This window comes from Sphingobium sp. KKT206, assembly GCF_055640555.1.
Window position 1 is genome coordinate 610877 of the sequence record NZ_CM145765.1, and the last position, 26399, is coordinate 637275.

Genomic DNA, 26399 nt, shown 5'->3' on the forward strand with positions numbered 1-26399 from the left:
AAAATGGGCATCAACGTCGATTTGACGGTCGTCTGGGCTTTCATCATCGCCTTCGCCGTATTCATGTACGTTGTCATGGACGGGTTCGACCTAGGCATCGGCATCCTGTTCGCGAGCTTCAAAGTTGGGGAGGAGCGCGATCAGGCGATGAATTCGATCGCGCCAGTGTGGGACGGCAACGAGACATGGCTGGTGCTGGGCGGCGGCGGGCTATTCGCTGCCTTCCCGCTCGCCTATGGTGTCGTCCTGACCGCGACGTACCCACTTATTATCGCGATGCTATTGGGGCTGGTTTTTCGTGGCGTGGCCTTTGAATTCCGCTGGCGCGACCCACGGCACCGTGCGCTATGGGACATTGCGTTCAGCCTGGGCTCGTTCATAGCCGCCTTTGCGCAGGGCGTGACGCTGGGCGCGATCCTCCAAGGCGTTCAAGTCGAAAACCAGGCCTATGCCGGTGGCTGGCTCGACTGGTTGACCCCGTTCAGCCTGTTGACCGGGGCTGGGGTGGTCATCGGCTACGCGCTGCTCGGCGCTGCCTGGCTGATCTGGAAAGTCGAAGGTAGCGCAGAGGCGCATGCCCGCCGGCTGGCGCTGTGGGCGGGGGCAGGCACGCTGGTCGCGATGGCGGCGGTCAGTGCCGCCACCCCGTTCCTGCAGTTCGAATATTGGAAGCGCTGGTTCGACATGCCCGGCGTGCTGGCGACGGCGCAAGTGCCGCTGCTTACCGGGATCGTCGCTTTCCTGTTTTTCCGCAAACTGCGCGGCGGGGCCACCGCTGCACCGTTCCTGCTTGCGCTGGCCCTGTTCGCGTTAGGATTTGCAGGACTTGGCATCAGCCTGTTTCCTTACATCGTGCCCGACAGCATCACCATATGGGATGCCGCTGCGCCTGAGCGGAGCCAGATATTCATGTTGGTGGGGACTGCGATCATCATGCCGGTCATCCTTGCCTATACTGGATGGGCCTATTGGGTCTTTCGTGGCAAAGTTGGTACGCACGGCTATCACTGATGAAGTATACGCCCTTTTGGAAGCGGCTGGGATGGATGGCGCTGATCTGGACCGGCAGCGTTGTTGCGCTCGGTGCGGTATCGATGATTCTCCGCTTCTGGCTGAAGACCTGATCGCCAGCGCGACATCGACAGGCAGTCAGTTTTCGCCATAAAGGTCGCGCTGCGAACGATCGATCTCGTCAGCATAGCGTTTGCGAACGTATTTTTCGGTCAGCATACCCAAAATCCGTCGATCTTCATCGACAACGGCGAGATCGTCGGCTCCACTCACGTCGAATGCTTCCATGATTGAGGCGATCGACATCTCAGGTGACAGCACGACATTCTGGAGGATGGCCAACTCGGATATGGCCCGCTCCGCCGAGCCCAAATCTGCAAAGACGGCCGCGGTCGGCACCAGGCCCGCGTAGAGGCCTGATCGGTCCTGCAGGAGTACTCGGCTGGTCGAACCCAACGGGAACTGCTGCCTGAAATCGGACATCGAAAGTGTCGGCAGTGCGGTCGCCGGGGCAGCGCGCATCATCTTGCGTGCCGTCAACGAACGCATCCAGCCAATATCGCGGGCGCTTCGGATCACTTCTCCGCGCAGGTGCAGACGCCAGGTCGAGAAGGAATAGCCGAAGCGTTCACGGACGAGGGCGCTCGAGCACAGCGTTGCCGTAAGCACCACCGCCGTGATGCCAAAATCATGTGTTGCCTCGAGTACCAGCAAGGACATGGTCATCGGCCCTCCGACCACCGCCACAGCCAGTGCGGCCATCCCGACCAGCGCCGCATCCACCGGCGATAACGGGACAACGCCAGGGATCAGCATCCATAGCCGGGTAAGAATCTGACCGAGCAAGGCCCCCAGGAAAAGTGACGCAAAAAACAGGCCGCCGCGAAAGCCGAATCCTAAAGACACCACGGAGGCCAGGCATTTGAGCAAGAAAATTAGGGCAAGCGCGCCGATCGCCAGTTCTCCACCGATGGTGAGATGCAGCGCTCCATGCCCAGCCGAAAGCGCGTGGGGAGATGCCAGCGCGATCGGAATAAGCAACGTGCCGCCCACTATCGGCCTTGCCCATTCCGGAAGCTTGGTACGCCGGACAGAAGCTTCTGCAAAAGATACCAAGCGCATCAGTGCGATGCCCACTACCGCGCAAACGAGCCCCAGGACGGCATAAAGCAGATAGTCCACTGTCGCGAGGCTCTGGCTGCTGGTCGCGGCAATGAGGTAGGGCGTTGCGCCGAGCGTGCGCGCGGTTACGACCGCTGCCAAGGTAGCTGCCACCACGGGTGCGATGCTCGCCGGCGTGTAAGCGCCGATGACGATTTCAAAAGCGTAGAAGGCGCCAGTCAGAGGTGCGCCGAACGCCGCACCGATCGCGGCCCCGGCTCCTGCACCCACCAGAACACGCAGGTCGTTGCGCCGCAGGTTCAACCATTGGCCGATGAGTGATGCGATGCCGCCTCCAGCTTGCGCATAAGCCGCCTCCAACCCCACCGATGCACCGCAACCGTTGGAAACCAATGTCTGACCGGATACGAGCATCGTGTCGCGAAAAGGTATGCGCCCGCCATGGAGGGCGTTCGCCTCGACAACGTCGATAGCTGTCCGCTTGTGATTGCGGACAAGGAGAACGATCCCTGCGAGCATCATGCCTCCCAACGGCAGCGCCAGGAGTCGCATTGGCGCGATGTGCACTAGTCCGCTCAAGCGATCATCGAGATGGAGGCCGTAGAGCGTGGATTGGAAAAAATGCGCAGTTGCGCCGAGCAAAGCTGCAAGCAGGCCCGCACCTATGCCAATGCCGACCGCCAGGAGAATGAAGCTGGCTTCACTGGACCGGAAAATACGTCGCGCGGCCGAAACGATTCCCGTGGGGCGCAAAAGACGCTCACTCATCCAGGATATCGCCGGGTGCCGTTCTGCTGGACAGATGAGGATGGGAACATGAGCATGCTGCGGATACCGTTTGAGCGTGAGTCAGGAAGATGCGAAGGAGCATTTTTCCCTTAGAATGGACTATCCTATGAGTCTCGCGGGTCATGCCCAAACCGCGATCTATTTTTCGTCGCTGCATCTTAATCCCGTGCTGGTTCAGATCGGGCCGTTCGCGCTGCGCTGGTACAGCCTCGCCTATATTTCGGGCATTCTACTGGGCTGGTTCTATCTGATCCGGTTGCTCGCCGAAGACGGGGCACCGATGACGCGTGACCAAGCCGACGGCTTGGTGACATGGGTGACGGCGGGCATCATCATCGGCGGGCGTCTTGCCTACGTTCTCTTCTACGACTTGAGCACCTACGTCGTGCAGCCCTGGAAAATCTTCCAGCTCTGGGCGGGCGGCATGTCCTTCCATGGAGGTGCGTTCGGCGTGGCGATCGCAATCATCATATTTGCGCGCAGCCATAGCCTGCGGTGGCTTAGGATCATCGACTATGTCGCGATGTGCGCCCCGATCGGGCTGCTGCTTGGCCGCCTTGCGAATTTTGTAAATGGCGAGCTTTGGGGGCGGCCAACGACTTTACCCTGGGGCATCGTCTTTCCCGGCGGCGGCCCCTATCCCCGCCATCCGAGCCAAGTCTACGAAGCGGTGCTCGAAGGGCCGTTTCTTTTCCTGCTGCTCTGGTGCCTGTTCCGTTTCACGAATGCACGCCAGCGTCCCGGCATGCTGAGCGGTGCGTTTGTCCTCGGCTATGGCGTGTTCCGGTTTCTCGTTGAATATGTTCGCGAGCCTGACAGGCAACTCATTGCTTTCACGACAGCGACCGGGCTACATATGGGCCAATGGCTCTGTATCCCGATGATCGCTGGCGGAACGGCCCTGATGCTTTGGGCCATCCGGCGACAGCCATCGCCATGCTAGACGAACGCAAGCCGAGCATGCCCCCTGCGGCACCCAATGGAGCGTGTACGGCGCACTAACCCGTGCGGCCCTGTACACGGCGATCTGGCAATCATCCGGTTGCTCAGGGCGAACGGACGGAATTCATCTTTTCGCCAATGCAGACGGAAGCACGGTTGACTCCCGCAAGTGCTCACTCCTGATCTGCTGGTGGGTCACGCATCAGGCGGTTGCAACCTAACACGCTTACAATCATTGTGTAGGTGATTCGAAAGGAGACGCGCGTTGAGACGCTTCGAGTTGGACGGGATTTCAGTCGCGGCGCTGTGGGACGAGCCGACCGGCAGCTGGCAGTATATCGTGATCGATCGCGCGACCAATCATGCGGCTATTATCGACCCGGTGCTCGACTTCGATCCTATGTCCGGCGCGACCGCCACACGCAATGCGGATGCTTTGCTGGCCTTTGTTAAGGAGCAGCAGGTGACCGTCGACTGGATCCTAGATACGCACCGCATGCCGATCATTTTTCGTCGGCGCCCTATCTGGCGGATGCCCTGGGTATCCCGCGCGCGATTGGCGCTAATGTGGTCGAGGTCCAGAAACTTTGGCGCGACATCTACTGCCTTCCGGACTTCCCCACTGATGGGTCGCAATGGGATCGGCTATTCGGGGATGGCGACAGTTTCATGATCGGTGAAACCGAGATGCGCGTTTTGTTTTCGCCAGGTCACACGCTGGCGTCGATCACCTATGCAACTGATGGCGCAGCGTTTGTCCACGATACGCTGATGATGCCCGATATGGGCACGTCGCGTGCGGACTTTCCGGGCGGTAGCTCGCTCTCATTGTATCGAAGTATTGAACGCTTACTGGCTTTGCCGGACGACACGGCGCTGTTCGTCGGGCACGACTATGAAAAGGATGATCGCGACGTCCAGTGCTGTGCAACCGTCGCTGAACACAAAGCGAAGAACGTGCATGTCGGTGGCGATCGCAGCGAGGTCGATTTCGTCAAGCTGCGCGACACGCGCGATGCAACACTGCCGCTTCCCAAGCTGATGCTTGCTGCGCTGCAGGTCAACATCCGCGGCGGCAGACTTCCCGATCCCGAACCGTGCGGCCGTGCGTTCCTGAAGATACCTCTCAACCATTTCAAGCCACCCGAGAACGAGGCCAAATGATACGTTCGCTCCTATACGTGGCAGTCGTCCTGCTGCTCGGCGCCGCGCCGGCGTCGGCGCAATTACGGGTCTTTGGTCCCGGCGGGCCGGCGCCGGCGATGCGTGACGCCGCTGACCAGTTCGAGCAGCAGAGTGGGACCAAGGTGGAGATCGTCAGCGGACCGACGCCGCAGTGGATCGATCGTGCGCGACGCGAGGCCGATCTGATCTACAGCGGGTCCGACACGATGATGACCGAGTTCGTGCGTGCGCTGCCCGATCTGTTGCATCAGTCGGATGTGACCCCGCTTTATGATCGCCCGGCGACAATTCTGGTACGCAAGGATAATCCGCTTCGCGTCCGCGGTTTTCGCGATCTGACGCGCCCCGATGTCGATGTCATGGTCGTGGAGGGTGCGGGACAGAACGGACTTTGGGAAGACCTTGCCAGCCGCGCGGGAGGCATCGATTTCATCCGCAAGCTGCGGCCGCGTATCAAGCTTTTTGCCGCGAACAGCGCCGCTGCCCGTGAGGCTTGGACCACGCGCCCTGAGATCGACGCCTGGGTCATCTGGAATATTTGGCAAGTGGCGAACCCGGCGATCGCCGACCAGGTCGCCATCGAGCGCAACATCGTCCTCTATCGGTCGATGGCGGTCGCCGTGACGCGCACGAACCGCTCGTCTGCGGATGCACGCGCGTTCGCGACATATCTGACCAGCCTGGAGGCGGCACGGATCTTTCGGCGCTACGGTTGGCGCGTGCCCGCAACCTCCAAGTGATGAAAGTCCCTGCTGCCATGTTGAAACGACTCCTCCTTCTCTCAGCCATGAGCTTGCTGGTGCCTGGCGCCGCTATGGCCCAGGATGCACGCTTTCCAGCCATTTCGGGTCATGGCCCCATCGTGCCGGCACCGGGTGCCTACAATCAGCCGGATCCATCGATCCGATACCGTGTCGTCTTCAATATCACCAAGGCGCCGACCGATCCCGCTCAGCCCAATCCGAGCATTGTGAAAGTGGCGCGCTTCCTCAATCTGCTTGCGACGCGCGGTATCCGCCCAGCGGCGGGCGATATCGTTGCCATCGTCCACGGTCCCGCCACACCGCTGGTGATGAATGACGCAGCCTATCAAGCCAAGTTCAAGGTCGCGAACCCGAACCTGCCTCTGATTGCGGCGCTCAAAGGCGCAGGCGCCCAGGTCCATGTCTGCAGTCAGGCGCTTCATGGCCAGAACATTGCGGCCGATTCAACTGCGAAAGACGTACGGGTCGATCTGGCCGCGCTGACCACGCTGGCGACGTTGCAACTTCAAGGCTTCGCACTGATACCGGACTGAAGCCTTAAGGCTGGCTTAAGGTAAGGCCGCAATGGTCGATCAGCCAATCAATCTGAGGAGAGGATAAGATGCGTCATATCATAGCTGCGCTGACGGTATTTCTGGCGACGCCGGCGGTGGCGCAGGATCGCACCATTACCATCCTCCATACGAACGACATCCATGGGCGGCATGTGCCGTTTCATGTTGCCCCCGGCGATGCGACTGCACAAACCGGTGATCCCGGTCGCGCGCCCGCGCAGTTCGACCGCGCGGCAATGATAGGTGGGTTTCAATATTTGGCGGGCAAGGTTAACGAAATTCGACGGCGCGATGGCGCCAACAATGTTCTGCTGGTTGATGCAGGCGACACCTTCAGCGACGACCTTGTCGGCAACGAAACGCGCGGTGCAGCCATCATCCGGCTCATGAACGCGCTCGGCTACCAGTACATGGCGTTGGGAAATCATGATTTCGATTATGGCCTCGCGCGGACGCGCGAACTGGCCAAGCTCGCCAATTTCCCAATGCGGGGCGCCAACACGCTGGATGCGGGAAAGCCCATTTTCGGCCGGCCCTGGCACATTTTCAACGTGAACGGCATTCGCGTTGCGATGCTCGCGCTCAGCTACCACAATACCGATGAGACTGGCAGCAAGGCCAATGTCCGCGGACTTGAATTCACCAGCGGAATCGAGGCGACCAGGCAATATCTCCCAGAGATGCGCAAGGCCGCTGATGTCGTGGTATTGCTGTCACACCAGGGTACTGCGGTCGATCGCAGGCTCGCGCGCGAGTTGCGGGGCGTAGATCTGATCGTTGGCGGCCACTCGCATGATCGCATCGCGCCGCCTGAGAAGATCAACAATACCTGGATCGTGCAAGCGTTGTCGGATGGCGCGGCGTTGGGAGAATTGCGCATTACGATCGGCGGCGATCGCAAGCTCAAGGGCGTATCCGGGACGGTCCATGATCTGTGGAGCGACCGGATCGCGCCTGACCCGACTATGACTCAGTTGGTGACCCAAATCGATGCGCCCTACCGAAAGCGGTTGGACGAGGTCCTTGCGAACAGCGCCGACAGGATCGGACGGCAGTATAAGTCAGAAAGCCCGTTTGACGTGCTCGTCGGCGACCTGATGCGCGAACATACCGGGGCTGATATCGCCTTCATGCCGGGCGTGGGGTACGGCGTCTCGATCGAGCCGGGGCCGGTGACGCGCGAAAGGCTTTACACGCTCGTTCCCCACCCGACGAAGCTGGTCACCCTGGAGATGACTGGTGCGCAGGTGAAGCGGTTGCTCGAGCAAAGCGCCACCAACCTCAATCCGGGTAATGATCTCGACCGCGTCGGTGGGCTACTCCAAGGTTCAGGGATCGGTTGGACGCTCGATCTCAACGCGCCGGTGGGCAAGCGCGTCAGCGGGGTCGCTGTGGCGGGAACCGCACTCGAACCCGGGCGCTGGTACAAGGTTGCCACGAATGCCGGGATGACGGGTGGATTGCACCGCTACGTGTTCGAGGATGGCCGCAAGCTTAAGACACACGACGTTTCGATCACGCAGTTGGTCGAGGATGGTCTGGTCAGACGCCGCACAATCGTCAGTCCGGCGATGGGCAATATCCGCCTGATCCCGTTGCTCGGGAAATGAAATCGGCGCTATTACTCCTTGGGTTGACCCTCGCCGCGCCAGCTACAGCGCAGGTCACCGAGGACGGCGAATTGCACGAGGCGATCGGGTCGCCCGACAATCTGCATATTTCAGGCAGCTTTCGCCCTAGGGTCGAGGTGGTCGACGGTCAGTTCCGCCCCGAAGCGGCGACATCCGATCAGTTGGTGTCACTGCGCACCACGCTGTTCGCCGAATATGATACGGGGCCGATCCGTATCGGCGCCGAGTTTCATGATGCGCGAGGCTATTTCCAGGACCAAGACTCATCCGCCGATACAGGCGTGGTCAACGCGCTCGAATTTTCGCAATATTATGTTGGCTTTGACCTCGATGATGCACTGGGCAACGGCAGCGATACACATGTGACCACGGGCCGGATGACGATGGCGCTTGGATCCTCGCGATTGGTGTCGCGCCAGGGCTTTCGCAATTCGATGAACGCCTACACCGGCGCGCGCCTCGAACGCACCGCGCCAGGCGGTCGGCGGTTTGTCGCATTTTGGTCGATGCCCAATATCCGCCTGCCGTCGGATACGGCGGCAATCCGCGACAATGCGCATCAGTGGGATCGCGAGACGACCGACTTGCAGCTGTTCGGAGTGTTCAACGCGCAGCCGATTGGCGAAGCGCTTTTGCTCGAGACCTATGCCTATGGCCTGACTGAGCGTGACGCCGAAGGCTTCGAGACGACCAATCGCCGACTGTTCACGCCCGGGCTACGGATCAAGCGAGCGCCCAAGAATGGCGGAATCGACTTCGAGTTTGAGGGGATGGGGCAGTTCGGTTCTGCCCGCGCCAGCCGTTCGGCAAGCGATACCGTTGATCGAGATGTGCGGTCCTACGGGTTTCATGGCGAAGTCGGCTATCGATGGGCAAACGGTTGGAAGCCGCGGGTCGTGGGCTTCTTCGATTACTACACCGGGGATCGCGGTAGCGATGCGCTCAATCGCTTCGACTTCCTGTACGGAGGTCGCCGGTTTGAATTCGGCCCGACGGCATTGTTCGGCCCGGTGTCGCGGTCGAACCTGGTATCGCCCGGTGTTCGCGTCGAGGCGAAGCCGAGCGAGCGGCTCGATCTGATGAGTAATTTCCGGCTATTGCGGCTCGACAGCGCCACGGACAGCTTCGGGCTGACCGGCGTGCGCGATCCTGCAGGCCGCTCGGGCCACGATGCCGGCCAGCAACTCGAAGTGCAGCTGCGTTATCAGCTGATCCCCAAAGTGGCGCTGCTGGATATAGGCTATGCGCGCCTGTTCAAGGGGCACTTTCTCCGCACCGCACCCAATGCGCCAGCGACGGGCGATACAAATTATGGCTATGCCGATATCACTTTCACCTTCTGAGCGCACACCATGTCGCTGACGATCGGCCTGTTGCTGGGCCTGAGCTTCGTTGCGTCACTCTTGGCGCTCGCGTTCATGATCTGGGCGATCAACAACAACCAGCTGCGGATCGAGCAGCGCCACGCGTACACGATCTTTACCGAGGGCGAGGCGGGCCAGGCCGACGATCCGACTACCGAGGGTCCCGACGTCCATCACTTCGATGTCGAGCGCGCCGGGCTTGATCATGTTTCGAAGGCTCCGGTTCTGCTGCTCGTGTCCAGCGGCATCGCATGGCTGGTTGTCGGGTCGCTGTTCGGGCTCATCGCCTCGCTCAAGCTGCACTGGCCGGACTGGCTAGATGGTTCGGCGATGCTTACCTTCGGGCGGGTTCGGACACTGCACCTCAACCTCGTCATCTATGGATGGGCGTCGATGACGGGGATTGCGGTCGCGTTGTGGGTCACCCCCAGGATATTCCACACACCATTGCGGTTCCCGAGGTTGCCGATCGTTGGCGCGGTGCTGTGGAATCTCGGCGTGCTGGCCGGCGCCATCGCCATCGCGCGGGGCTGGACCGACGGCGAGGAATGGCTGGAGATCCCTTGGCAGATCGATATCCTGCTGGCGGTCGCCGGCAGCTTTTTCGTGCTGCCGTTGATCGTCACGGCGGTCCGTCGGCAGGTCCATCATATCTACGTGACCGGTTGGTATTACCTCGGCGCGCTTTGCTGGTTCCCGATACTCTTCGCCATCGCAAATATCCCATGCATCCATTCGGGTGTTCAGGAAGCCACCGTAAATTGGTGGTTCGCCCACAATGTCTTAGGGCTTTGGCTAACCCCGCTCGGCGTCGGCGCGGCCTATTATTTCATCCCCAAGATCATCGGCAAGCCGATCTATTCCTACAGCCTGTCACTCTTGGGATTCTGGGCGCTTGCCCTGTTCTACAGTCAAGTCGGAATCCACCACCTGATCGGCGGCCCCGTTCCGACCTGGGTGGTCACCTTATCGATCGTCCATTCGGTGATGATGTTCGTTCCTGTTATCGCTGTCGCGATAAATCAGCACGTTCTGGTCGCGCGCAACCTTTGGGCACTCAAGGAATCCGTCCCGCTGCGCTTTGTGTCATTGGGCGCTCTGTTCTACACCCTGGCATCGTTTCAGGGTTCGATCGAGGCGCTCCGATCGATCAACAGCGTGACCCACTTCACGCACTATACCGTCGGGCATGCCCATCTTGGCGTGTATGGCTTTCTATCGCTCATCCTGTTCGGCGCAGTCTATTACATCCTGCCCCGGACGACGGGACGACAATGGCCTTGGCCGGCAGCGATTGCCGCCCATTTCTGGCTAGTCGTGATCGGGTTCCTGATTTACTTCGTCGCACTGACGGTCGGCGGCATCTTTCAAGGTCTCGCTATGCTCGATGCGACCCGTCCTTTCGCCGATAGCGTGCGCGTCACGATGCCCTATCTTGCGGCGCGTTCCGTGGGTGGCGGCCTGATGGTCGCAGGGCATTTGCTTTTTGCGGCGCATTTCGCCGTAGCGCTTCTGCGCCGGGATGCGGCGCAGCCCGATCGTGTCGTTTCCTCGCGTCCCGCGGTGACGACATGAACCGCCTTGTTCCGCTCGGCATCCTGGCGCTGGCGATCCTGGCGTTTGCTACGCTGATGCTGGTGATCGCACCGGCAGTCCAGATTCGCGGCATGACCGCGACTCCAGGCCTCAAGCCATATACCGAGCAGCAGATGCGCGGGCGTGCCCAATATGTCTCGCAAGGGTGTGTCTACTGCCACAGCCAGCAGCCGCGCTCGGTCGACCAGGCGCCCGACGCCGAACGCGGCTGGGGTCGCGCGTCCGTCGCCTCCGATTATGTCAATGATCGCCCTCATCAGCTGGGGACGATGCGCACCGGTCCGGATCTGTTCAATGTCGGCGCGCGGCTACCCAGCCGGGATTGGCACCTGACGCACCTCTATCAGCCAAGGGCGATCTTCGACTGGAGCATCATGCCGGGCTATCCATATCTGTTCGAGCTCAAAGCGCGCGCAGCACCCGGTGATGTGGTGATCTCGCTGCCTTCCCAGTACCGGCCGGACACGGGGGTCGTGGTTGCCAGACCCGAAGCGCTCGATCTCGTCGCTTATCTTCAAGGACTCGACCATAGCTATCCCGTGCCGCCCATGGCGGTGCGCGACGATGGCTATTCCGAGCCGGGCGAACCGCGATGACCGGCCATGCCAATCCCCAGCGGCCTGAAGAGACTTTCGAGCCTTATGAGAATTTTCGGCCCATCCCCCTGCCGGTACTGATGATCGCGGTGGCGCTTGCCATCTGGGGTGGTGTTTTGCTGTTCGACAATAGCGAGGCGGTATCTGTCGGCCAGGTCGAACGCGCCGACCAGCTTGCAGACATGCCCGCCCGCGGCGACACCAGCGGCGCGGCTCTTTTCGCAGCCCGGTGCGGCACCTGCCATCAGTCTAACGGGTCTGGCGTGCGTGATGCGGTGCCACCGCTTGCAGCGTCCCCATTTCTCACGGCAACTCCGGATGTTGCGACTAACATTCTGTTGCATGGCATCGACGGACCAATCCGGGTCGGCGATACCGTCTATAACGGACATATGCCCAATTTCTCGAGTGTTCTTTCGGATGCCGAGATTGCGCGGCTGGTCACACATGTTCGGGCAACGTTCGTTGGCAAGCGAGACCCCGTGTCGGAACACCGAGTCGCATCGATCCGTGAGGCTGGCCGCGGTCGAGGGCCCTGGCAAGGCGGTCACGAGATCGCCGTGCGGCTCTCGTCCGAGGTAGGAGTTCAACCAATGTACATCGCGGCACCCGCAGCTGGACCAGCGAACGCCGAGATCATGCGGCTCGTTTCGCAAGGGCGTTCGGGCGTGTGGGCCTGCGCATCCTGCCACGGCGCGCAGGGGCAGGGCGCCGAGACGGTGCCACGCCTTGCCGGGCTGCCGGAGGCTTATATCGCGAAGCAGCTTTCCGATTACGTCAGCGGTGCACGCCGCAATGAGACGATGGCGATGGTGGCAGGGGCGCTTACGGCATCCGAGCGCAACGCCTTGGGGCTTTATTATTCGCAACTGCGCGCGCCATCTACCGCCCATCCCGGACTTGGGGGAGATATCGATCGCGGTGAGCAGCTTGTTCTCGAAGGGGACTGGAACCGCAACATACCGGCCTGCACCTCGTGTCACGGGCCATCCAGCTTCGGCGTGCCACCAGAATTCCCGGCCCTGGCGGCTCAACACCCCGCCTACACCGCTGGTCAGCTGACCGCGTGGATTTCAGGCGAACGCGATAATGCACGTCAGAAGCTGATGAACGGGATCGCAAAAGCGCTGACCGACGGCGATCGCCGGGCGGTGGCGGATTATCTCGCGACACTACCCCCGATTCCGGCAGCACCCCGCGCCAAGGAGAAGACCGATGTCCGACAATGAACGTCAGGCAGTCGAGGGGTCCGAGACCCCGCGCCAGGCTGGCATGGGGCGCGGCATCCAGACCGCCGTCTATGCTGTCGGCGGCGGTGCCGCCTTGTTCGTTCTTGCCTCGCTCGCATTCGATCTGGGAATTATCAGCGACCGGGGCGATCCTTCCGCTCGCTCTGAAACCGTCGCCAAGCCATCGTCATTTCAGCCGCCCTCGGAGAGCAAGATTCCGGACGGGCCGGCAGGCGACGCGATCCGGCGCGGCCAGGCGATCTTCATGAACACGGGTGCGAATGCCGGTCAGTTCGTCGGCAACCAGCTCGCCTGCGCCAATTGTCATCTCGATGGCGGGCGGAAAGCCAATTCCGCGCCAATGTGGGCGGCATGGGTCATCTACCCGATGTACCGGTCGAAAAACAAACAGATCAACACGATGGAGGACCGGGTAAAGGGGTGTTTCACCTATTCAATGAATGCCCAGGGCTCGCCGTCTGGCGGCCCGCCACCCGGCGGACATGACGTTTACAAGGATTTGCAGACCTATATGCACTGGCTGGCGACCGGCGCGCCAACCGGCGAGAAGATGGAAGGCGGCGGCTATCCCGAACTTGAAAAGACCGCGATGGGCTATGATCCTGAACGCGGCCGCCAAGTCTATGCCGCCAAATGCGCGACGTGCCACGGAAGCGACGGTCAGGGGCAACGGGATCTAAATGGCCGTGTGGTCTTCCCTCCTTTGTGGGGGCCGGAGAGCTACAATTGGGGAGCGGGCATGGCGCGGGTCAACACCGCCGCCGGGTTCATCAAGGCAAACATGCCGCTGGGCCAAGGTAACAGCCTGACAGATCAGGAAGCCTGGGACGCGGCAGCGTTTATCGACAGCCGCGAGCGGCCCAAGGACCCGCGGCAGAAGGGAAGTGTCGTCGAGAACGCAAAGGCCAACTATGGCGGTGACAGCTTTTATGGGAAGACCCTCGGGGGACGCCTCATCGGCGTCGGCGTCAAAACCGGCACACCTTGATGATTCGGTCGTGACCTTGGAGCCATGACCAAACCCGAACCCAGGCGACAGCTTTACGGCGTGGACGGACTTTGGTGCGGAGGCTGCGCGAGCGGGCTCGAACGACGGATCGCCGCGCTCCCCGGCGTGCGATATGTCGCCGTCCATTTCCTCACCCGCTCGGCCTTTGTGGAATGGGACGCCGCACAGCTTCACGAAGCGCAGATCGCGGACTGCGTAAAGTCCGGTGGCTACGGTCTGGCGCCGCCGCGCAACGCGGCGGCGATGCGATCCGCCTTGGATGCGACGCGGCGGAGGCTCGTGATACGGCTGGCGGTCGCGCTGTTTTTCGGCATGTGGTCGATGTTGCCTTCTCTGATCCTGTATCTCGATCCGCCGCGGGATAGCTCGACACGCTGGTGGCTGGCGCTGGCGTCAGGTCTCTTGGCGGTCCCGGTTTTGGGCTATGCCGCCTCCGATCTGATGGCGATGGCCGTCCGCTCGCTCCGATTGCGTTCGCCCTCGTTCGACTTGATGATCGGGGTCGGCATCGTGGCAGCGATACTGGCTTCGATCCAGGCATTGGCGAGCGGCGGAGCCAATGTGTATTTCGATGCCGCGGTGATGCTCGTCACCGTGCTGCTGGTCGCCCGCCTGATCGATCTTCGCCTGCGAAGCCGAGCGATCGATGCAATCGATGCGATCGAACGCGCCGCCCCGGAGACGGCGCGTCTGGCCGATGACGGCACCAGGGTCGCGATCGATGCGGTAATGCCAGGCACCCGGATCATCGTCGAGGCCGGCGCCGAAGTGCCGATCGACGGTTTCGTGGAAGCGGGCGAGAGCAGTATCGACCGTGCCATTCTGACGGGCGAGGCGATGCCTCTGAGCATCGGTCCGGGCATGCGCGTGCCCGCCGGGGCGCTTAACCTGAAACGCGCAATCGTGCTGCGCACCGATCGCCGGGCAGGGGATCGCGACATTGATCGGATTGGCGGCCGAGTGGCGATCGAGTTGGCGGCGCGACGCGGTCCTGCGGACCCTGTAGAGCGCCTGGCGGGATGGCTGAGCGCGATCATCCCGCTGCTGGGGATGCTGGTTGCGCTAGGTTGGGTCGTTACAGGCGAGGCGCCGGCGCTGGCCATTCAGCACGGCCTTGCGACAATGATCGTGCTGTGCCCCTGTGCGCTCGTACTCGCTCGCCCGCTAGCTGGCCTCGCAGCGGTTGCCGCGGCCGCGACGTTGGGCATCCGCGTCGTCGATCCAGGCGCGCTCGAGACATTGGCGCGCGTCCGTACCATTTATTTCGACAAGACCGGGACTCTCACTCGCGGCAAGCCTTTCGTCGAGGCGGTGCTTCCCCAGCCCGGCTGGACGGCCAGCGATGTCCTGAACGCTGCGGCGGAGGCTGAGGCGGGGATCGATCATCCCATTGCCTACGCCATCTCAGCCAGGGCCGGAAAAGCGCGCGGTGTTGGCGAGCGGCACCCCCGCGGTGCCTCGGGATCCTGGTGCGGTCAGGCCGTCGAAGTAGGTACCGCGCCTGACGATGACAGCAGCGCAACCGCGCTCGCAGTCCGGATCGGGGGCGTGCATGTCGGTACGTTGCGCCTGAGCGATCAGCCGCGTGACGGGATCGAAACGACTCTGTCCGCGCTGACAGGTGCAGGCGTAAGGGCGGGCATTGCCAGTGGCGACCATCGCGGAGCCGTGGATGCGATCGGAAGGATCGTCGATATTGCGCCTGAGGATCGACACGCAGCGCTGTCGCCGCAAGACAAGGCCGATCTGATCCATCGGAGCCGCCGCCCCGTCGCCTTTGTCGGCGACGGCGTGAACGACGCGCCGGCCTTTGCTGCCGCCGATGTCGGTTTGGCGGTCGCCAGCGCCCATCCCGCGGCGGTTAGGACGGCGCAGATCGTGCTCGACGACAGGATCGACAGTTTGCTGGTCGCGCGGATGCTAGGCGGACGGCTGATCGCGGTGCTGCGACGGCTTATGTTCGTGACGATTGCATATAACGTCTTCGCGGCGGCGGCCGGTGCGGCCGGCTTTATCAATCCCGTAACGGCCGCAGCGTTAATGGCGGCAAGCTCGCTGGTCACAGCCGGGTTGGCCTTGCAGCCGTTTCAGGTATTGGGGCAGCGGCGACCTGCGGAGGCCGGCCGCCACCTCCCAGCGCCTGCATCAGCGGGGTCAGTACATAGAACGGACCCAGATATACGCTAAGCGCCGACAGCCCCGCTCAGGTGTCGGCAAACACTCGTTTGTCGTGCATCCAGGATGGCGACAGGGTTTTCCGCCGTAATCTACGCCTTCTGGGACAAGGGCGTCGTCCCGGCACGGTCTGCCGAACGACAGCTACTGCCAGATCCGGCCGCTCGTGGGCGATGTCCCGTCCTACTATGGCGCAAATCTGGTAGAGTGCGGTCAGACAGGTTTCAGGAAGGAGATGGCGATCGCGGGCGGTCCCAAAAAGGATGGCGTTTTGAGAATGCCGATGCGTACCTACCGCCGCTGCAACCCGATCACGTCCAACAGCGCATCCGCGGCTTTCGTGCGATAGCGTTCCTTATGCCGCAGCCCGAAGAAGGGGCGAGGAGCGAATGTGATCGGTGCGACGTGCAACAGACCTGCCTTGATGGCCGGGTCGACCACTAGCGCCGACAGGACAGCAACGTCCGCCCCAGCCTCCACGGCCGTTCGGTCGCTTTCATTAGACGGCATCGTCAGCGCCACGTCGAGGGCAGCCGGATCGACTCCCAAGCTGCGCAACTCGCTATTCAACGTCGATCGCGTGCCTGATCCAGGCTCCCGTTGCCCCCAGCGTGCTCGTCGCAGCCATGTCACGTCGATGTCGGCGTCGCCGAAAGGCTGTGCTCCGACGAGCAACAGCCGGTCTTCGCCGATCGGCCAATGCGCCAACGCCGGGTTGTCGATCTCGCCCTCGACAATACCCAGATCGGCCTTGCCGTCATAGACGCGTGCCGCGGCCTGCCCGGTGTTGCCGATCGACAGTTCGATACTAATACCAAATCTCTGAGAGCGTGACTCTGGAGGGGGTTGCCAAGAGGCGCGCGGCTTGATTCAACATGGCGAACAGTTGGAGTTTTGCCATGCCGATCCCTCTTCGTCCCGATTTTGACGCCGCCGCGACCAGGGCAGCGGCTCGTAGATCGAAAGATGGGGGTCAGGCCCGGCGGTTGCTTGCGCTGGCGGCGATCTATGAGGGAGCGAGCCGAACGGAAGGGGCGCGGATCGGCGGCGTGACGTTGCAGATCATCCGCGACTGGGTTGTGAAGTTCAACGCAACCGGGCCCGACGGATTGATTGACCGCAAAGCCCCTGGGCAGCCGTCGATCCTGAATGCGACCCATCGCGCGGCCCTGGTAGAGGCAATCGAAAGCGGTCCTATCCCGGCGGCTCATGGGGTGGTCCGGTGGCGGATCATCGATCTGGCACAATTGCTTTGGGACGAATTTGGTGTGTCAGTCTCAAGGCCAACATTGAGCCGCGAACTACGAGCGCTTGGCTACCGCAAACTTTCGGCGCGGCCCAAACATCATGCTCAGGATCCAGAGGCGATCGAGGCCTTCAAAAGGGGGGCTTCGCCGCCGAGTTGGACAAGGTCAGAGCGTCCCTCCCGCGCGGTACACCTGTAGAAATTTGGTTCACGGACGAGGCCCGTATCGGACAAAAGAACAAGATCACGCGGCGATGGGCGAAACGGGGGACACGCCCCTCGGCACCACAGGATCAGCGCACGAAATCCGCCTATATCTTTGGTGCAATCTGTCCCCAGGAGGGAAAGGCGGCAGGGCTCATCCTGCCATTTTGCAATACCGACACGATGAACCTTCACTTGGCAGAAATCTCATTGGCGGTTGCGCCCGGCGCTCACGCGGTACTCCTCATGGACCAAGCCGGTTGGCACCTGACCCCAAAACTCATACTTCCGTCCAATATCTCTATCGTGCCAATCCCTTCGAAAAGCCCCGAACTCAATCCGCAGGAAAACATCTGGCAATTCATGCGTGACAATTGGCTGTCGAACCGGGTGTTCGGTTCCTACGAAGAGATTGTCGATCACTGCACCTACGCCTGGAATCAGCTCGTCGATCGGCCGTGGAAGATCATGTCCATCGGTCTCCGAGACTGGGCACACGGGTTCTGATCAATGAATCTTGGTATAATCGCCGGATAGCGCTCATGGAAAGCCGCAAGGATGGGCGGCAACCAGTAGGCGGCGATGGTCTGGCTGGCGACGAGGCGCAGCGTGCCCCGCTTCAGCCCGCCAAGCTCCTCCAGCACCGTCTCGGCCGCGTCGGCCCGCGCAAGAACTCCGCGAGCCTCGGTCAGGAACAGCCGTCCGGCCTCTGTCAGAGCGATGCCGCGCCCGACGCGGTGGAAGAGCTTGGTTGCGTGTCGCTCCTCAAGCGAGGCGATGGCTGCGGAAGCCTCTGACTGCGTGACGTTTAAGGCCGCGCCGCGACGGTCATATGCTTGCGCTCGGCCACGCCGACGAAGATGCGCAGTTGCTCCAGTGTCACACCGCACCTGATATAGAAACCGATCACGATTGACGATCGGAATGACAACAAGGCTAAGTTGGAGCGATCGGTAGGCAGGGTTTAGATCGTGCGACGGAAGGAACACCGCCGTGGCCAGTTTTGCCTATCCCGATCGTATATTCCCTACCGTCCAGACTAGCAGATTGCCCGCGCTGCTGCCCGGCGTCGGCCTCTGCCTCGCCGTCACCGGCTCGGCCTACGCGCTGGAGGCGGGCGAGCGCGCACTGGCCGGCAAGGCGTGGCTGGAGGCGCTGGTGCTCGCCATCCTGATCGGCACCGCCGTGCGCAGCCTGTGGACCCCGGATGAAAGGTGGCACGAAGGCATCGCATTCAGCGCCAAATACTTACTGGAGGTGGCGGTCGTCCTGCTCGGTGCTTCGGTCAGTGCCGCGACCATCTTGGCGGCCGGGCTGCCGCTCCTCGCCGGTATCGCCGGCGTGGTCGTGAGCGCAATCCTGCTCAGCTTTGGGATCGGCCGATTGCTCGGCTTGCCGACGCGGATGGCGCTGCTGGTGGCTTGCGGCAATTCAATCTGCGGCAACTCCGCCATCGCGGCCGTGGCACCGGTAATCGGCGCCGACAGCGACGACGTAGCTGCCTCGATCGCGTTCACGGCGGTACTGGGTGTGGTGGTAGTGCTTGGCCTGCCACTGCTCGGGATTGCGCTCGGCATGGGCGGGCTCGCCTTCGGGGCGCTCGCCGGGCTCACTGTCTATGCCGTGCCGCAGGTGATCGCAGCCGCCTCGCCGTTGGGCGCCACCGCCGTGCAGATGGGTACGCTCGTCAAGCTGGTGCGCGTGCTGATGCTCGGGCCGGTGTGCCTTGTTCTGTCGCTGGTGGCGCCTCGTCTCGCGCCGCAGTCGGTTCCCGAAGGCGAGTTCGTCGCCGGTGCGCCTACGGCCAAGCGGATGGACCTCGCCCACCTCGTGCCCTGGTTCATCATCGGCTTCCTCGCACTGGTCGCCTGCCGCTCGCTGGGTCTGGTGCCGACCGTCGCCATCGCGCCGATCGGCCGGAGCGCCACGCTGCTGACCGTCGTTTCCATGGCGGCGCTCGGGCTCGGCGTGGACGTCCGCACCGTCGCCAAGGCCGGGGGCCGCGTGACCATGGCCGTCGTGTTGTCGTTGCTCGGCTTGGCCGCGATCAGCCTGACGCTGCTGGCCGCGCTGCACATCGCATGATCGGGCAAGATAGTGAGGATGAGGCCGAGGCCAAACCGATTGTCAGGCGTTACAATAGCATGAGCGAGCTGATGATAGAGCGGAACCCCGAGCCCTACAACGCCGAGCCGGTGCCCGGCGCCTTGATCGAGCGGTTCTTGACGCCACAGAACCTGTTCTATGTGCGCAGCCATGGGCCCGTGCCGGACCTGCCGGCCGATCACCGGATTGAGGTGGGCGGGATCAGTGTGGGCGAGTGCTCCATCTCGATTGCGGAGTTGAAGGCGCGCTTTCCGGTCCGGACTGTCACGGCTGTGCTTCAGTGCGCCGGCAACCGCCGGACCGATCTCCAACAGGTGGGCAAGACTTCAGGCGATCCGTGGGACATAGGCGCGATCGGCAATGCCGAGTGGACGGGCGTGCGGCTCGCAGACCTGTTGGATGCAGTTGGAGCATCGGACGCGTCCAACCTGTTCGTCTGCTTCACCGGCGCTGACGAGGTGGATGTGGAAGGCGAGGTGGCACCGTTCGGCGTCTCGATCGCTATGACCAAGGCGCGGGCGCCCGACGTGCTGCTCGCCTGGGCGATGAACGGCGAACCGCTGGCATCCGAGCACGGTGCGCCGTTGCGTCTGGTCGTGCCAGGCTATGCTGGCGTGCGTAGCGCCAAGTGGCTGACCCGGATCGAGGTCAAGGACACGCCCTCCGAGGCGCCGATCCAGGCGCACGATTACAAGCTTTTTCCGGCCGACGTGACCAGCGAGACGGCGGACTGGACGCAAGGGCTGACGATCAACGCCATGCCGCTCAACGCCGCGATCTGCTCGCCTGGTTCGGGCGAGAGTCTGCCCGCGGGCAAGGTCCGGATCGAGGGCTATGCCGTCGCCTATGAGCGCGACGTGTCGCGGGTAGAGGTGTCGCTGAACGGCGGTCGAGACTGGCGGCAGGCCGATTTCTCCGACGATCCGGACGGGCAGTGGAGCTGGCAGCGCTGGTCGCTCGATGCGGAACTGCCCAAGGGGCGCCAGCACCTTGTGGTGCGCGCGTTCGACGATGCGGGCCAGGGTCAGCCCGAACTACCCGATACGATGTGGAACTTCGCCGGATACCTCTGCACGGCCTGGCACCACGTCCACGTGCTGGTCGAGTGAATCCGCCGCCTTTGTCGGTCGATCTCGCCTTCTGGGTCGACGCGATCGGCAGGATGATCGTGGCGACGGCGGCCGGCATGACGCTCGGCTGGGAACGGTCACGCGAGAACCGACAGATCATGGGTCTGCGGACGCTGGGGCTGGTCGGGCTCGCGAGTTGCATCGCCGTCCAGGCGATCGTCCACAGCGGCTTGCCGAACGTGAACGCCGATGCAGCAGGTCGAGTGATGCAGGGCATCCTATCCGGCGTCGGCTTCATCGGCGCGGGCGCGGTCCTGCGCGTTGGCAGCGGGCAGGAGGTGCACGGGCTAGCAACGGCGGCGTGCATCTGGGTGTCAGCGACGCTCGGAGCGGCAGCGGGATTGGCGGTGTGGCCACTACTTGTGGGCGGTCTGCTGCTGGCGATGCTAGTGTTGTTCGTCGGCGCACCGCTCGAACGCCGTATCCGCGAACGCGCTCGGCAGACCCCGGCCGAAGCGGACCGGCGGGACGCCGAGCAGAAACCCTGAATAATCCTTGGCGCGAAACGGTGTACCAGTAGTTTTGCAGACGGAGGACTTCATGAGCGATATTGACAAGAAGAAGCCCACCACGCAAGAATCGGCCGAGATTCTGGAGCTGGAGGAGTCGGTCCGCGCCAAAGACAAGGCGAAGGTTGACAACGTCAAGGAAGATGATCGCTCCTGAGCCGGTTGGCGCCGCTAAGCCGGGCTGAAGGAGCGAACGAGAGCGAGGCCGCCGAACAGCGCGAGCACGCCCAGCCCAACCGATCCGACAACATAAAGGGCGGCTTGCCCGACTTCGGCTCTCTCCTAAAGCAAGGCCGCTTCCAGCGAGAAGGTCGAGAAGGTCGTGACGCCGCCCAGCCCGCCGGTGGTGAGGAACAATCGCCATCCCCGGCTCGATCCGCTCCGCAACAGGAACCAGCCGTCCAGCAGACCCATAAGGAATGAGCCGAGCACGTTGATGATGGGCGTTCCGATCGGCAGGTCGGGGCCGAACAGGCGCAGGCTGAGGCCGTTCAGCCCATACCGCAGCATGCCGTCGGAACCAGTCCCGGCGAACATAATCAGGTATGGCCCCATGCCTCAGCCAGCCAGCTCGGCCGTATCCGCATCTTCCTGGCGCAAGCCCGCCGGGCTGACCGTCCAATGCTCCAGGTGCTTGTAGACGATGACCTTGTTCGCAAGCAGGTCGCCGTGCGCCCGGCAGAAGCCTTCGAGCTGCTCGCGCTGGCCGATCAGTTCGACACACATGGTGAGGTGCGGATCGGCGATCTCGGCGCCGTTCTCACGCACCGGGCCGTGGTTGCTGTAGCCGTAGTGGGTATGGTGGGCGACAGCGTTCATGATTCCGTCCGCCTTGGCCTGCGCGACGAGCGTTCGGTCGAGCGGCTTGGCAGCCCAGCGTGAGCGCGTGCCCGGCTTTACCGCCTTGTCGGCTGGCTTCATGTAGATGCGGACCAGCCGATCTCGGTCTGCGACACGTGGTGGGCGTCGGACATGGATAAGCCTTCCGTGGGGTGAGGAGCGAACAGGTCTGAAAGGTCGGGCACGGGACGGAGCGCGCGCGCATCGCGCAGCGTCAGGTCCGGCGGCAGGGTGCTGCCCGCCCGCTTCGGCACCGCCACCCGTTGCGACAGGTAGATGCCGTTATGCCCGGAGCAGGCGTAAGCGACGAAACAGGCGACCGCGACCGGCACTGCGGTCTCGGCGCCGAACAGCTCGACGCCCATGATCGTGCAGGCCAGCGGCGTATTGGCCGCGCCCGCGAAAACCGCCACGAAACCGAGCGCGGCAAAGAGGTCGACGGGGACACCGATCGGGCCGGCGAGCGCATGACCCAGCGCCGCGCCGATGAAGAACAGCGGCGTGACCTCGCCGCCCTTGGGCGGCGGCTCTTCGCCTGCTCCGCCGGCCACAGCAATCGGATGGCTGCGAGCAACAGCATCGGTCCGTCAGTTATCCTGCCGTTTCGGGCCTGTCATCCGGCAACCATACAGTTTCATTTCTACATCGGATTGACGTTGCCGCACCGCGGCGACATATAGTGGCCGAAGGCGATGGATTTCCGCCTGGCTATGTTGGCCGAACCGCCCTCGCAAGGGCCGATGATTCCTACCGGGCGCCGCAAGGCAGCAAGGAGGAATTGTGCGCGCGACGTTTCGCAATCTCTATAACGCATTAAACTTGGCCGCTTTTTTTCGCGATCGCCATGACCATGCCCTGTCGGTGTTGCGCTGGACGCTGGTCCTCGTGCCGATGGCGGCGCTGGTGGGAACACTCTGCGCGGCTTTCCTTTGGAGCCTCGACGCCGCGACACAGGCGCGGTTCGACTATCCCTGGCTGCTTTACCTCCTGCCCTTAGGCGGAGCGGCGGTCGCGTTGCTCTATCACCTCCCGGCCGTTCGGTCGAAGCGGGCAATAATCTCATCGTCGAGCAGATACACGAGCCCGGAGGCGGCGTTCCGCTGCGCATGGCACCGTTGGTCTTCATCGGCACGATCGCCACTCATCTCTTCGGCGGTTCCGCAGGGCGTGAGGGCACTGCGGTCCAGCTCGGCGGCAGTCTAGCCAGCGCCGTTGCCGGCCTCTTCCGGCTCGATCCTGCCAGCGTCCGCATTCTGCTTATGGCAGGTGTCGCAGCCGGCTTCGGCGCGGTCTTCGGGACCCCGCTCGCCGGGGCGGTGTTCGCACTCGAGGTGCTGGCCGTCGGACGTATCGAATACGGCGGCATTATCCCCTGTCTGCTAGCCGCGCTCGTCGGCGACTGGGCATGTCACGCCTGGGGCATCCATCATACGCCTTACCACATCACCTATGTGGCGTCCGCGAGCGGTGCCTTGTTCGTCGAGCCGGTGTTGCTCTTCAAGGCGGCAATAGCCGGCGTAGCGTTTGGTCTCGCCGGACTTGTGTTTGCAGAAGCCAACCACGCCTTCGGCGGAGTTTTGAAGCGCCATATCCCTTACGGCCCTGCGCGTGCGGCGCTGGGCGGGGTGCTGGTCATCGCGCTGGTCTGGATCGTTGGTACACGCGCTTATCTCGGCCTAGGCGTATGGTCGGCCATTCCCGGTGATCCCACGATCGCCGGCTTTTTCACCGGCCCTGCCGATCGGTGGAGCTGGGCGCTCAAGATGCTGTTCACGGTCGTGACGCTTAGCGCCGGCTTCAAGGGCGGCGAGGTGACCCCACTATTTTTCATCGGCGCAGCGCTCGGTAATGCGCTCGGTTGGCTGCTTGGCGCACCGCTCGATCTGTTCGCGGGACTAGGCTTCGTTGCGGTGTTCGCTGGCGCGGCCAATACGCCGCTCGCCTGCACGATCATGGGGATCGAGCTGTTCGGAGCGGCCCACGCCGTCCCGATCGCAGTCGCTTGTTTCATCGCTTACATCTGCTCGGGCCATAACGGCATCTACCTGTCGCAGCGGATCGCGGTGCCAAAGCGCGCGTCTCGCGCACATACCGGGGCTGCGACCCTGCGCGATGCTCGTGCGTCACGGCGCGGCCCCCGTCCATCCCCGACCCCCGTCATCACCAAGGAGCATGACTGATGTCTCAACAGCATAAGGTCACGCCGAGCGAGATCGGTATGATCCGCATCTATCTAAAGCCATCCGACAAGATCGCGACCGGATCGCGCAGCTTCTGGTCGCGCAAGCCGCTCTACCGTGAGCTTGTCGCGCAAGCGAAGCGCGACGGCATCATGAACGCGGTCGCTCACAACACGCACTACGGCTACAGCAATCACGGCCCGGTGCGCGAAAATGGTTCCGAAATCGCCGATCCGCACCTGACCATGTGTGTCGAGTTGATCGGGCAGCGCCACGAACTGGAACGCTTCTGCGAAGCACATGGCGAGATCCTTGGTGGCAAGGTTATCGTCTACAAGCATCTCGAACACTGGAGCATCGGCTCTGCCGGTATCCGTCACGAAGATGCCGCGCCCGCGATCCTCGCGGCAGAGCCGGAGTGAGCGCGAGGATGGGAAGCACCGCTTCAGCGTCCTGGCTCGTCTGGGCATTGGGCTCCGCCGGCTTCGCCGCGACGACCGCGATTTTCGCGAAGATCGGCGTCGAAGGGATCGACTCCGATTTGGCCACGCTCTTTCGGACGCTGGTGATAGTTGCCGTGCTGACCATCCTTCTTGCGGTCACGGGCAAATTTCAGCCACTCGATGCGATCAGTCCGCGAAGCTGGCTGTTCCTTGCCCTTTCGGGCCTTGCGACGGGTGCCTCCTGGATTTGCTACTTCCGCGCCTTGAAGATCGGCGATGCCGCCCGCGTCGCACCGATCGATAAGCTGAGCGTCGTCCTCGTCGCGGTGCTCGGCGTGGCGTTTCTCGGTGAGCATCTTTCCACCCGCGGCTGGCTTGGGATCGTCCTGATCGGTGCCGGAGCCGTGCTCGTCGCCCTTGCCTGAACCTCGAAACCGGAACCCAACGATGCGCCTCCTTGCGACACTCTCTGCGACCCTGGTCCTCACGGTCTCGCCCACGGTTCAGGCGCGCACGCCAAAGCGCCACCCGGCGCCCCACAATGTCATTCTTGTCGTGATCGACGGCCTGCGAGGCAAGATCGTCACATCCCAGAGCGCGCCGACGCTCGCGCAATTGCGGGACACCGGCACCTATTTTTCCAACAGCCACTCGGTCTTCCCGACGTTCACCACCGCCAATGCGTCGGCGCTCGCAACCGGTCACCAGCTCGGCGACACCGGAGACTTCAGCAACACGATATGGACTCGTGCGCCGATTGCTGCAGCTGCCGGCAGCGTGACGCCCTTCCTCGAGAACGATGCTGTTCTGGGCGAGGTCGACGAGCATTTCGGGGGCAATTACCTCAACGAGACCACCGTTCTCGAAGCGGCGCGGCAAGCAGGGTACGGCACGGCCGCGATCGGCAAGCTCGGTCCCGCATTGATCCAGGACCATCGTGCACGCGACGGAGCCACCACACTCATCATCGACGATTCAACCGGGCGTCCCGGCGGGATTCCGCTGTCTGCCGACGCTTTTCCGAAGTCCCCAACGAGTGGGGCGGGACCCCGCGGGCACGGCTCTATCGGCCCGCTGGGCGTGCCGACCGAGCCATCGTGCCGGCGTCTCGGCCCTGCCGGGTGACGATTATCGCGTAAGGTGTGCCACGTGGCGCACCTGCGAACGCGCAGGCGCGAGCAGTGTTTCGATTGGCGTCGACGCCCTCCCCCAGAGGCCACACCGCACAGCACTTCGCGCGCAGAACCGCGTGTCGTGAGTTGATGGGCTTAGCCTGATCCCCCCGATACGTCGGGCGCAGCCTTCGGATCGGGGTCTTGCGCCTTGCCCTTCGCGGCGCCCGGCTGCTTTGCGCTCATGGCGGTCAGATAAGCGACGATCGCCGGCACGTCGGCTGCGGCGACGGGTGCTTTGTAGACCTCGCGCATCTTGGTGACCTCCGCGGTCCACTGGTCGGCGGAGAGTGGCGGCTGGTTCAGCGCCATGCTCGCCGAATGACACGAGGTGCAGTTCGCATTGATGACGTCGGCATGCGGGCCGGCGGGATATTGCCCTTCGTCGGTTGGGAGATCGACCGAAGTGGACGCCAGCGAGAAGCCGCGCGCCGAGACGCTTGGCGGCGGTGGTGCGGTCGGGGCGGCAGGCGGCGGGGCGACGCGGCTGTTCGGGGCACCAATCGCGAGCAGAAGAACGACGGTCGCGCCGACGAACCCGAACGACAGCGTGCCGATGGAAGGCGTTTTCATGGGGGAGC

Annotated in this window: 27 protein-coding genes, 2 pseudogenes and 1 riboswitch; of the genes and pseudogenes, 22 read left to right on the forward strand and 7 right to left on the reverse strand. The window is 62.9% G+C overall.

What is annotated here, in order from left to right; translation table 11 throughout:
- Positions 1-3: 3 nt before the first annotated feature.
- Positions 4-1011, forward strand: a complete 1008-nt coding sequence (cydB, locus tag ACZ2HM_RS20845; RefSeq protein ID WP_119750134.1) for a cytochrome d ubiquinol oxidase subunit II — start codon at positions 4-6, stop codon at positions 1009-1011.
- On the forward strand, positions 1011-1124 hold the full coding sequence (locus ACZ2HM_RS20850) for a DUF2474 domain-containing protein (RefSeq protein WP_082919883.1): 114 nt from the start codon (positions 1011-1013) through the stop codon (positions 1122-1124). Before cydB ends, ACZ2HM_RS20850 begins: the two co-directional genes overlap by 1 nt.
- A gap of 25 nt (positions 1125-1149) precedes the next feature.
- On the opposite strand, the gene ACZ2HM_RS20855 is transcribed toward ACZ2HM_RS20850, so the two are convergent.
- The gene (locus ACZ2HM_RS20855; RefSeq protein ID WP_470426917.1) at positions 1150-2901 is read right to left on the reverse strand and encodes a chloride channel protein; all 1752 of its coding nucleotides are present in this window, start codon (positions 2899-2901) and stop codon (positions 1150-1152) included.
- 127 nt (positions 2902-3028) lie between these two features.
- Between ACZ2HM_RS20855 and lgt the strand changes: the two genes are divergently transcribed.
- The 11 genes from lgt (at position 3029) to ACZ2HM_RS20910 (ending at position 16000) form a co-directional block, all read left to right on the forward strand.
- Positions 3029-3865 (forward strand): prolipoprotein diacylglyceryl transferase, encoded by an 837-nt coding sequence (lgt, locus tag ACZ2HM_RS20860; RefSeq protein ID WP_470426918.1) that lies wholly within the window; start codon positions 3029-3031, stop codon positions 3863-3865.
- Positions 3866-4407: 542 nt separating this feature from the next.
- The gene (locus tag ACZ2HM_RS20865; RefSeq protein WP_470427327.1) at positions 4408-5028 is read left to right on the forward strand and encodes an MBL fold metallo-hydrolase; all 621 of its coding nucleotides are present in this window, start codon (positions 4408-4410) and stop codon (positions 5026-5028) included.
- The gene (locus tag ACZ2HM_RS20870; protein ID WP_470426919.1) at positions 5025-5789 is read left to right on the forward strand and encodes a substrate-binding domain-containing protein; all 765 of its coding nucleotides are present in this window, start codon (positions 5025-5027) and stop codon (positions 5787-5789) included. Before ACZ2HM_RS20865 ends, ACZ2HM_RS20870 begins: the two co-directional genes overlap by 4 nt.
- The gene (locus ACZ2HM_RS20875; protein ID WP_470426920.1) at positions 5762-6346 is read left to right on the forward strand and encodes a DsrE family protein; all 585 of its coding nucleotides are present in this window, start codon (positions 5762-5764) and stop codon (positions 6344-6346) included. The genes ACZ2HM_RS20870 and ACZ2HM_RS20875 overlap by 28 nt, the downstream gene beginning before the upstream one ends.
- Before the next feature lie 116 nt (positions 6347-6462).
- Positions 6463-7977, forward strand: a complete 1515-nt coding sequence (locus ACZ2HM_RS20880; RefSeq protein WP_470426921.1) for a bifunctional metallophosphatase/5'-nucleotidase — start codon at positions 6463-6465, stop codon at positions 7975-7977.
- Complete coding sequence (locus ACZ2HM_RS20885) at positions 7974-9341, forward strand: alginate export family protein (protein WP_470426922.1); 1368 nt, start codon at positions 7974-7976, stop codon at positions 9339-9341. Before ACZ2HM_RS20880 ends, ACZ2HM_RS20885 begins: the two co-directional genes overlap by 4 nt.
- 9 nt (positions 9342-9350) lie before the next feature.
- A complete protein-coding gene (locus ACZ2HM_RS20890; RefSeq protein WP_333970665.1) occupies positions 9351-10937 on the forward strand; it encodes a cbb3-type cytochrome c oxidase subunit I in 1587 nt (528 codons plus the stop codon).
- Complete coding sequence (locus ACZ2HM_RS20895) at positions 10934-11554, forward strand: cbb3-type cytochrome c oxidase subunit II (RefSeq protein ID WP_333970667.1); 621 nt, start codon at positions 10934-10936, stop codon at positions 11552-11554. Before ACZ2HM_RS20890 ends, ACZ2HM_RS20895 begins: the two co-directional genes overlap by 4 nt.
- Complete coding sequence (locus ACZ2HM_RS20900; protein WP_333970668.1) at positions 11551-12783, forward strand: c-type cytochrome; 1233 nt, start codon at positions 11551-11553, stop codon at positions 12781-12783. The genes ACZ2HM_RS20895 and ACZ2HM_RS20900 overlap by 4 nt, the downstream gene beginning before the upstream one ends.
- A gap of 43 nt (positions 12784-12826) precedes the next feature.
- Positions 12827-13792 carry a c-type cytochrome gene (locus ACZ2HM_RS20905; protein WP_470426923.1) on the forward strand — a complete coding sequence of 322 codons (966 nt, stop codon included), beginning with the start codon at positions 12827-12829 and terminating at the stop codon, positions 13790-13792.
- 24 nt (positions 13793-13816) lie between these two features.
- On the forward strand, positions 13817-16000 hold the full coding sequence (locus ACZ2HM_RS20910) for a heavy metal translocating P-type ATPase (protein WP_470426924.1): 2184 nt from the start codon (positions 13817-13819) through the stop codon (positions 15998-16000).
- A gap of 279 nt (positions 16001-16279) precedes the next feature.
- Here the strand turns inward: ACZ2HM_RS20910 and ACZ2HM_RS20915 are convergent, their stop codons facing one another.
- Positions 16280-16858, reverse strand: a complete 579-nt coding sequence (locus ACZ2HM_RS20915; protein WP_470427328.1) for a LysR substrate-binding domain-containing protein — start codon at positions 16856-16858, stop codon at positions 16280-16282.
- A 29-nt stretch (positions 16859-16887) separates the two neighbouring features.
- Between ACZ2HM_RS20915 and ACZ2HM_RS20920 the strand changes: the two genes are divergently transcribed.
- A protein-coding gene (locus ACZ2HM_RS20920; protein ID WP_333977088.1) for an IS630 family transposase occupies positions 16888-17945 on the forward strand; the annotation gives its coding sequence in 2 pieces (ribosomal slippage) (positions 16888-17373 and positions 17376-17945; 1056 coding nt in all).
- Positions 17946-17962: 17 nt separating this feature from the next.
- On the opposite strand, the pseudogene ACZ2HM_RS20925 reads toward ACZ2HM_RS20920, so the two are convergent.
- Positions 17963-18321: pseudogene (locus ACZ2HM_RS20925) on the reverse strand (LysR family transcriptional regulator); the annotation flags it as partial.
- A 110-nt stretch (positions 18322-18431) separates the two neighbouring features.
- Between ACZ2HM_RS20925 and ACZ2HM_RS20930 the strand changes: the two are divergent.
- Genes ACZ2HM_RS20930 through ACZ2HM_RS20945 form a run of 4 tightly spaced genes read left to right on the forward strand, consistent with a single transcriptional unit; the run spans position 18432 to position 21340 of the window.
- A complete protein-coding gene (locus tag ACZ2HM_RS20930; protein ID WP_183128845.1) occupies positions 18432-19523 on the forward strand; it encodes a YeiH family protein in 1092 nt (363 codons plus the stop codon).
- A 59-nt stretch (positions 19524-19582) separates the two neighbouring features.
- Entirely contained in the window at positions 19583-20653 is a 1071-nt protein-coding gene (locus ACZ2HM_RS20935) for a sulfite oxidase (RefSeq protein WP_037535043.1), read from the forward strand.
- The gene (locus tag ACZ2HM_RS20940) at positions 20650-21162 is read left to right on the forward strand and encodes an MgtC/SapB family protein (protein WP_107963382.1); all 513 of its coding nucleotides are present in this window, start codon (positions 20650-20652) and stop codon (positions 21160-21162) included. The genes ACZ2HM_RS20935 and ACZ2HM_RS20940 overlap by 4 nt, the downstream gene beginning before the upstream one ends.
- A 52-nt stretch (positions 21163-21214) precedes the next feature.
- A complete protein-coding gene (locus ACZ2HM_RS20945; protein ID WP_260171586.1) occupies positions 21215-21340 on the forward strand; it encodes a hypothetical protein in 126 nt (41 codons plus the stop codon).
- A 125-nt stretch (positions 21341-21465) separates the two neighbouring features.
- Here the strand turns inward: ACZ2HM_RS20945 and ACZ2HM_RS20950 are convergent, their stop codons facing one another.
- From ACZ2HM_RS20950 to ACZ2HM_RS20960, 3 genes and pseudogenes are all read right to left on the reverse strand, one after another.
- A complete protein-coding gene (locus ACZ2HM_RS20950) occupies positions 21466-21720 on the reverse strand; it encodes a CrcB family protein (protein WP_244647480.1) in 255 nt (84 codons plus the stop codon).
- A gap of 21 nt (positions 21721-21741) precedes the next feature.
- Positions 21742-22104 (reverse strand): DUF190 domain-containing protein, encoded by a 363-nt coding sequence (locus tag ACZ2HM_RS20955; protein WP_192239384.1) that lies wholly within the window; start codon positions 22102-22104, stop codon positions 21742-21744.
- A 104-nt stretch (positions 22105-22208) separates the two neighbouring features.
- Positions 22209-22541: pseudogene (locus ACZ2HM_RS20960) on the reverse strand (chloride channel protein); the annotation flags it as partial.
- Between the two features lie 161 nt (positions 22542-22702).
- A riboswitch (Fluoride riboswitch) is annotated at positions 22703-22780 on the forward strand.
- A 349-nt stretch (positions 22781-23129) separates the two neighbouring features.
- Here ACZ2HM_RS20960 and ACZ2HM_RS20965 point away from each other — a divergent pair.
- Genes ACZ2HM_RS20965 through ACZ2HM_RS20980 form a run of 4 tightly spaced genes read left to right on the forward strand, consistent with a single transcriptional unit; the run spans position 23130 to position 25771 of the window.
- The gene (locus ACZ2HM_RS20965) at positions 23130-24203 is read left to right on the forward strand and encodes a chloride channel protein (protein WP_470426925.1); all 1074 of its coding nucleotides are present in this window, start codon (positions 23130-23132) and stop codon (positions 24201-24203) included.
- A complete protein-coding gene (locus tag ACZ2HM_RS20970) occupies positions 24203-24625 on the forward strand; it encodes a DUF190 domain-containing protein (RefSeq protein WP_056056363.1) in 423 nt (140 codons plus the stop codon). The genes ACZ2HM_RS20965 and ACZ2HM_RS20970 overlap by 1 nt, the downstream gene beginning before the upstream one ends.
- Before the next feature lie 8 nt (positions 24626-24633).
- Entirely contained in the window at positions 24634-25071 is a 438-nt protein-coding gene (locus tag ACZ2HM_RS20975) for an EamA family transporter (RefSeq protein WP_470426926.1), read from the forward strand.
- Between the two features lie 22 nt (positions 25072-25093).
- Positions 25094-25771 carry an alkaline phosphatase family protein gene (locus ACZ2HM_RS20980; protein WP_470426927.1) on the forward strand — a complete coding sequence of 226 codons (678 nt, stop codon included), beginning with the start codon at positions 25094-25096 and terminating at the stop codon, positions 25769-25771.
- Between the two features lie 143 nt (positions 25772-25914).
- Here ACZ2HM_RS20980 and ACZ2HM_RS20985 read toward each other — a convergent pair whose 3' ends face one another.
- Positions 25915-26391, reverse strand: coding sequence for a hypothetical protein (locus tag ACZ2HM_RS20985; protein ID WP_037535047.1), 477 nt, complete (start codon positions 26389-26391; stop codon positions 25915-25917).
- Positions 26392-26399 lie beyond the last annotated feature (8 nt).

Excerpts from the sequence above, each read along its gene's own strand:
- cydB (WP_119750134.1), top strand. The coding sequence starts at position 4 with ATGGGCATCAACGTCGATTTGACGGTCGTCTGGGCTTTCATCATCGCC.
- ACZ2HM_RS20850 (WP_082919883.1), top strand. The coding sequence starts at position 1,011 with ATGAAGTATACGCCCTTTTGGAAGCGGCTGGGATGGATGGCGCTGATC.
- ACZ2HM_RS20855 (WP_470426917.1), bottom strand. The coding sequence starts at position 2,901 with ATGAGTGAGCGTCTTTTGCGCCCCACGGGAATCGTTTCGGCCGCGCGA.
- lgt (WP_470426918.1), top strand. The coding sequence starts at position 3,029 with ATGAGTCTCGCGGGTCATGCCCAAACCGCGATCTATTTTTCGTCGCTG.
- ACZ2HM_RS20870 (WP_470426919.1), top strand. The coding sequence starts at position 5,025 with ATGATACGTTCGCTCCTATACGTGGCAGTCGTCCTGCTGCTCGGCGCC.
- ACZ2HM_RS20885 (WP_470426922.1), top strand. The coding sequence starts at position 7,974 with ATGAAATCGGCGCTATTACTCCTTGGGTTGACCCTCGCCGCGCCAGCT.
- ACZ2HM_RS20890 (WP_333970665.1), top strand. The coding sequence starts at position 9,351 with ATGTCGCTGACGATCGGCCTGTTGCTGGGCCTGAGCTTCGTTGCGTCA.
- ACZ2HM_RS20895 (WP_333970667.1), top strand. The coding sequence starts at position 10,934 with ATGAACCGCCTTGTTCCGCTCGGCATCCTGGCGCTGGCGATCCTGGCG.
- ACZ2HM_RS20900 (WP_333970668.1), top strand. The coding sequence starts at position 11,551 with ATGACCGGCCATGCCAATCCCCAGCGGCCTGAAGAGACTTTCGAGCCT.
- ACZ2HM_RS20905 (WP_470426923.1), top strand. The coding sequence starts at position 12,827 with ATGGGGCGCGGCATCCAGACCGCCGTCTATGCTGTCGGCGGCGGTGCC.
- ACZ2HM_RS20910 (WP_470426924.1), top strand. The coding sequence starts at position 13,817 with ATGACCAAACCCGAACCCAGGCGACAGCTTTACGGCGTGGACGGACTT.
- ACZ2HM_RS20935 (WP_037535043.1), top strand. The coding sequence starts at position 19,583 with ATGAGCGAGCTGATGATAGAGCGGAACCCCGAGCCCTACAACGCCGAG.
- ACZ2HM_RS20945 (WP_260171586.1), top strand. The coding sequence starts at position 21,215 with ATGAGCGATATTGACAAGAAGAAGCCCACCACGCAAGAATCGGCCGAG.
- ACZ2HM_RS20950 (WP_244647480.1), bottom strand. The coding sequence starts at position 21,720 with ATGTTCGCCGGGACTGGTTCCGACGGCATGCTGCGGTATGGGCTGAAC.
- ACZ2HM_RS20955 (WP_192239384.1), bottom strand. The coding sequence starts at position 22,104 with ATGAAGCCAGCCGACAAGGCGGTAAAGCCGGGCACGCGCTCACGCTGG.
- ACZ2HM_RS20965 (WP_470426925.1), top strand. The coding sequence starts at position 23,130 with ATGGCACCGTTGGTCTTCATCGGCACGATCGCCACTCATCTCTTCGGC.
- ACZ2HM_RS20970 (WP_056056363.1), top strand. The coding sequence starts at position 24,203 with ATGTCTCAACAGCATAAGGTCACGCCGAGCGAGATCGGTATGATCCGC.
- ACZ2HM_RS20975 (WP_470426926.1), top strand. The coding sequence starts at position 24,634 with ATGGGAAGCACCGCTTCAGCGTCCTGGCTCGTCTGGGCATTGGGCTCC.
- ACZ2HM_RS20980 (WP_470426927.1), top strand. The coding sequence starts at position 25,094 with ATGCGCCTCCTTGCGACACTCTCTGCGACCCTGGTCCTCACGGTCTCG.
- ACZ2HM_RS20985 (WP_037535047.1), bottom strand. The coding sequence starts at position 26,391 with ATGAAAACGCCTTCCATCGGCACGCTGTCGTTCGGGTTCGTCGGCGCG.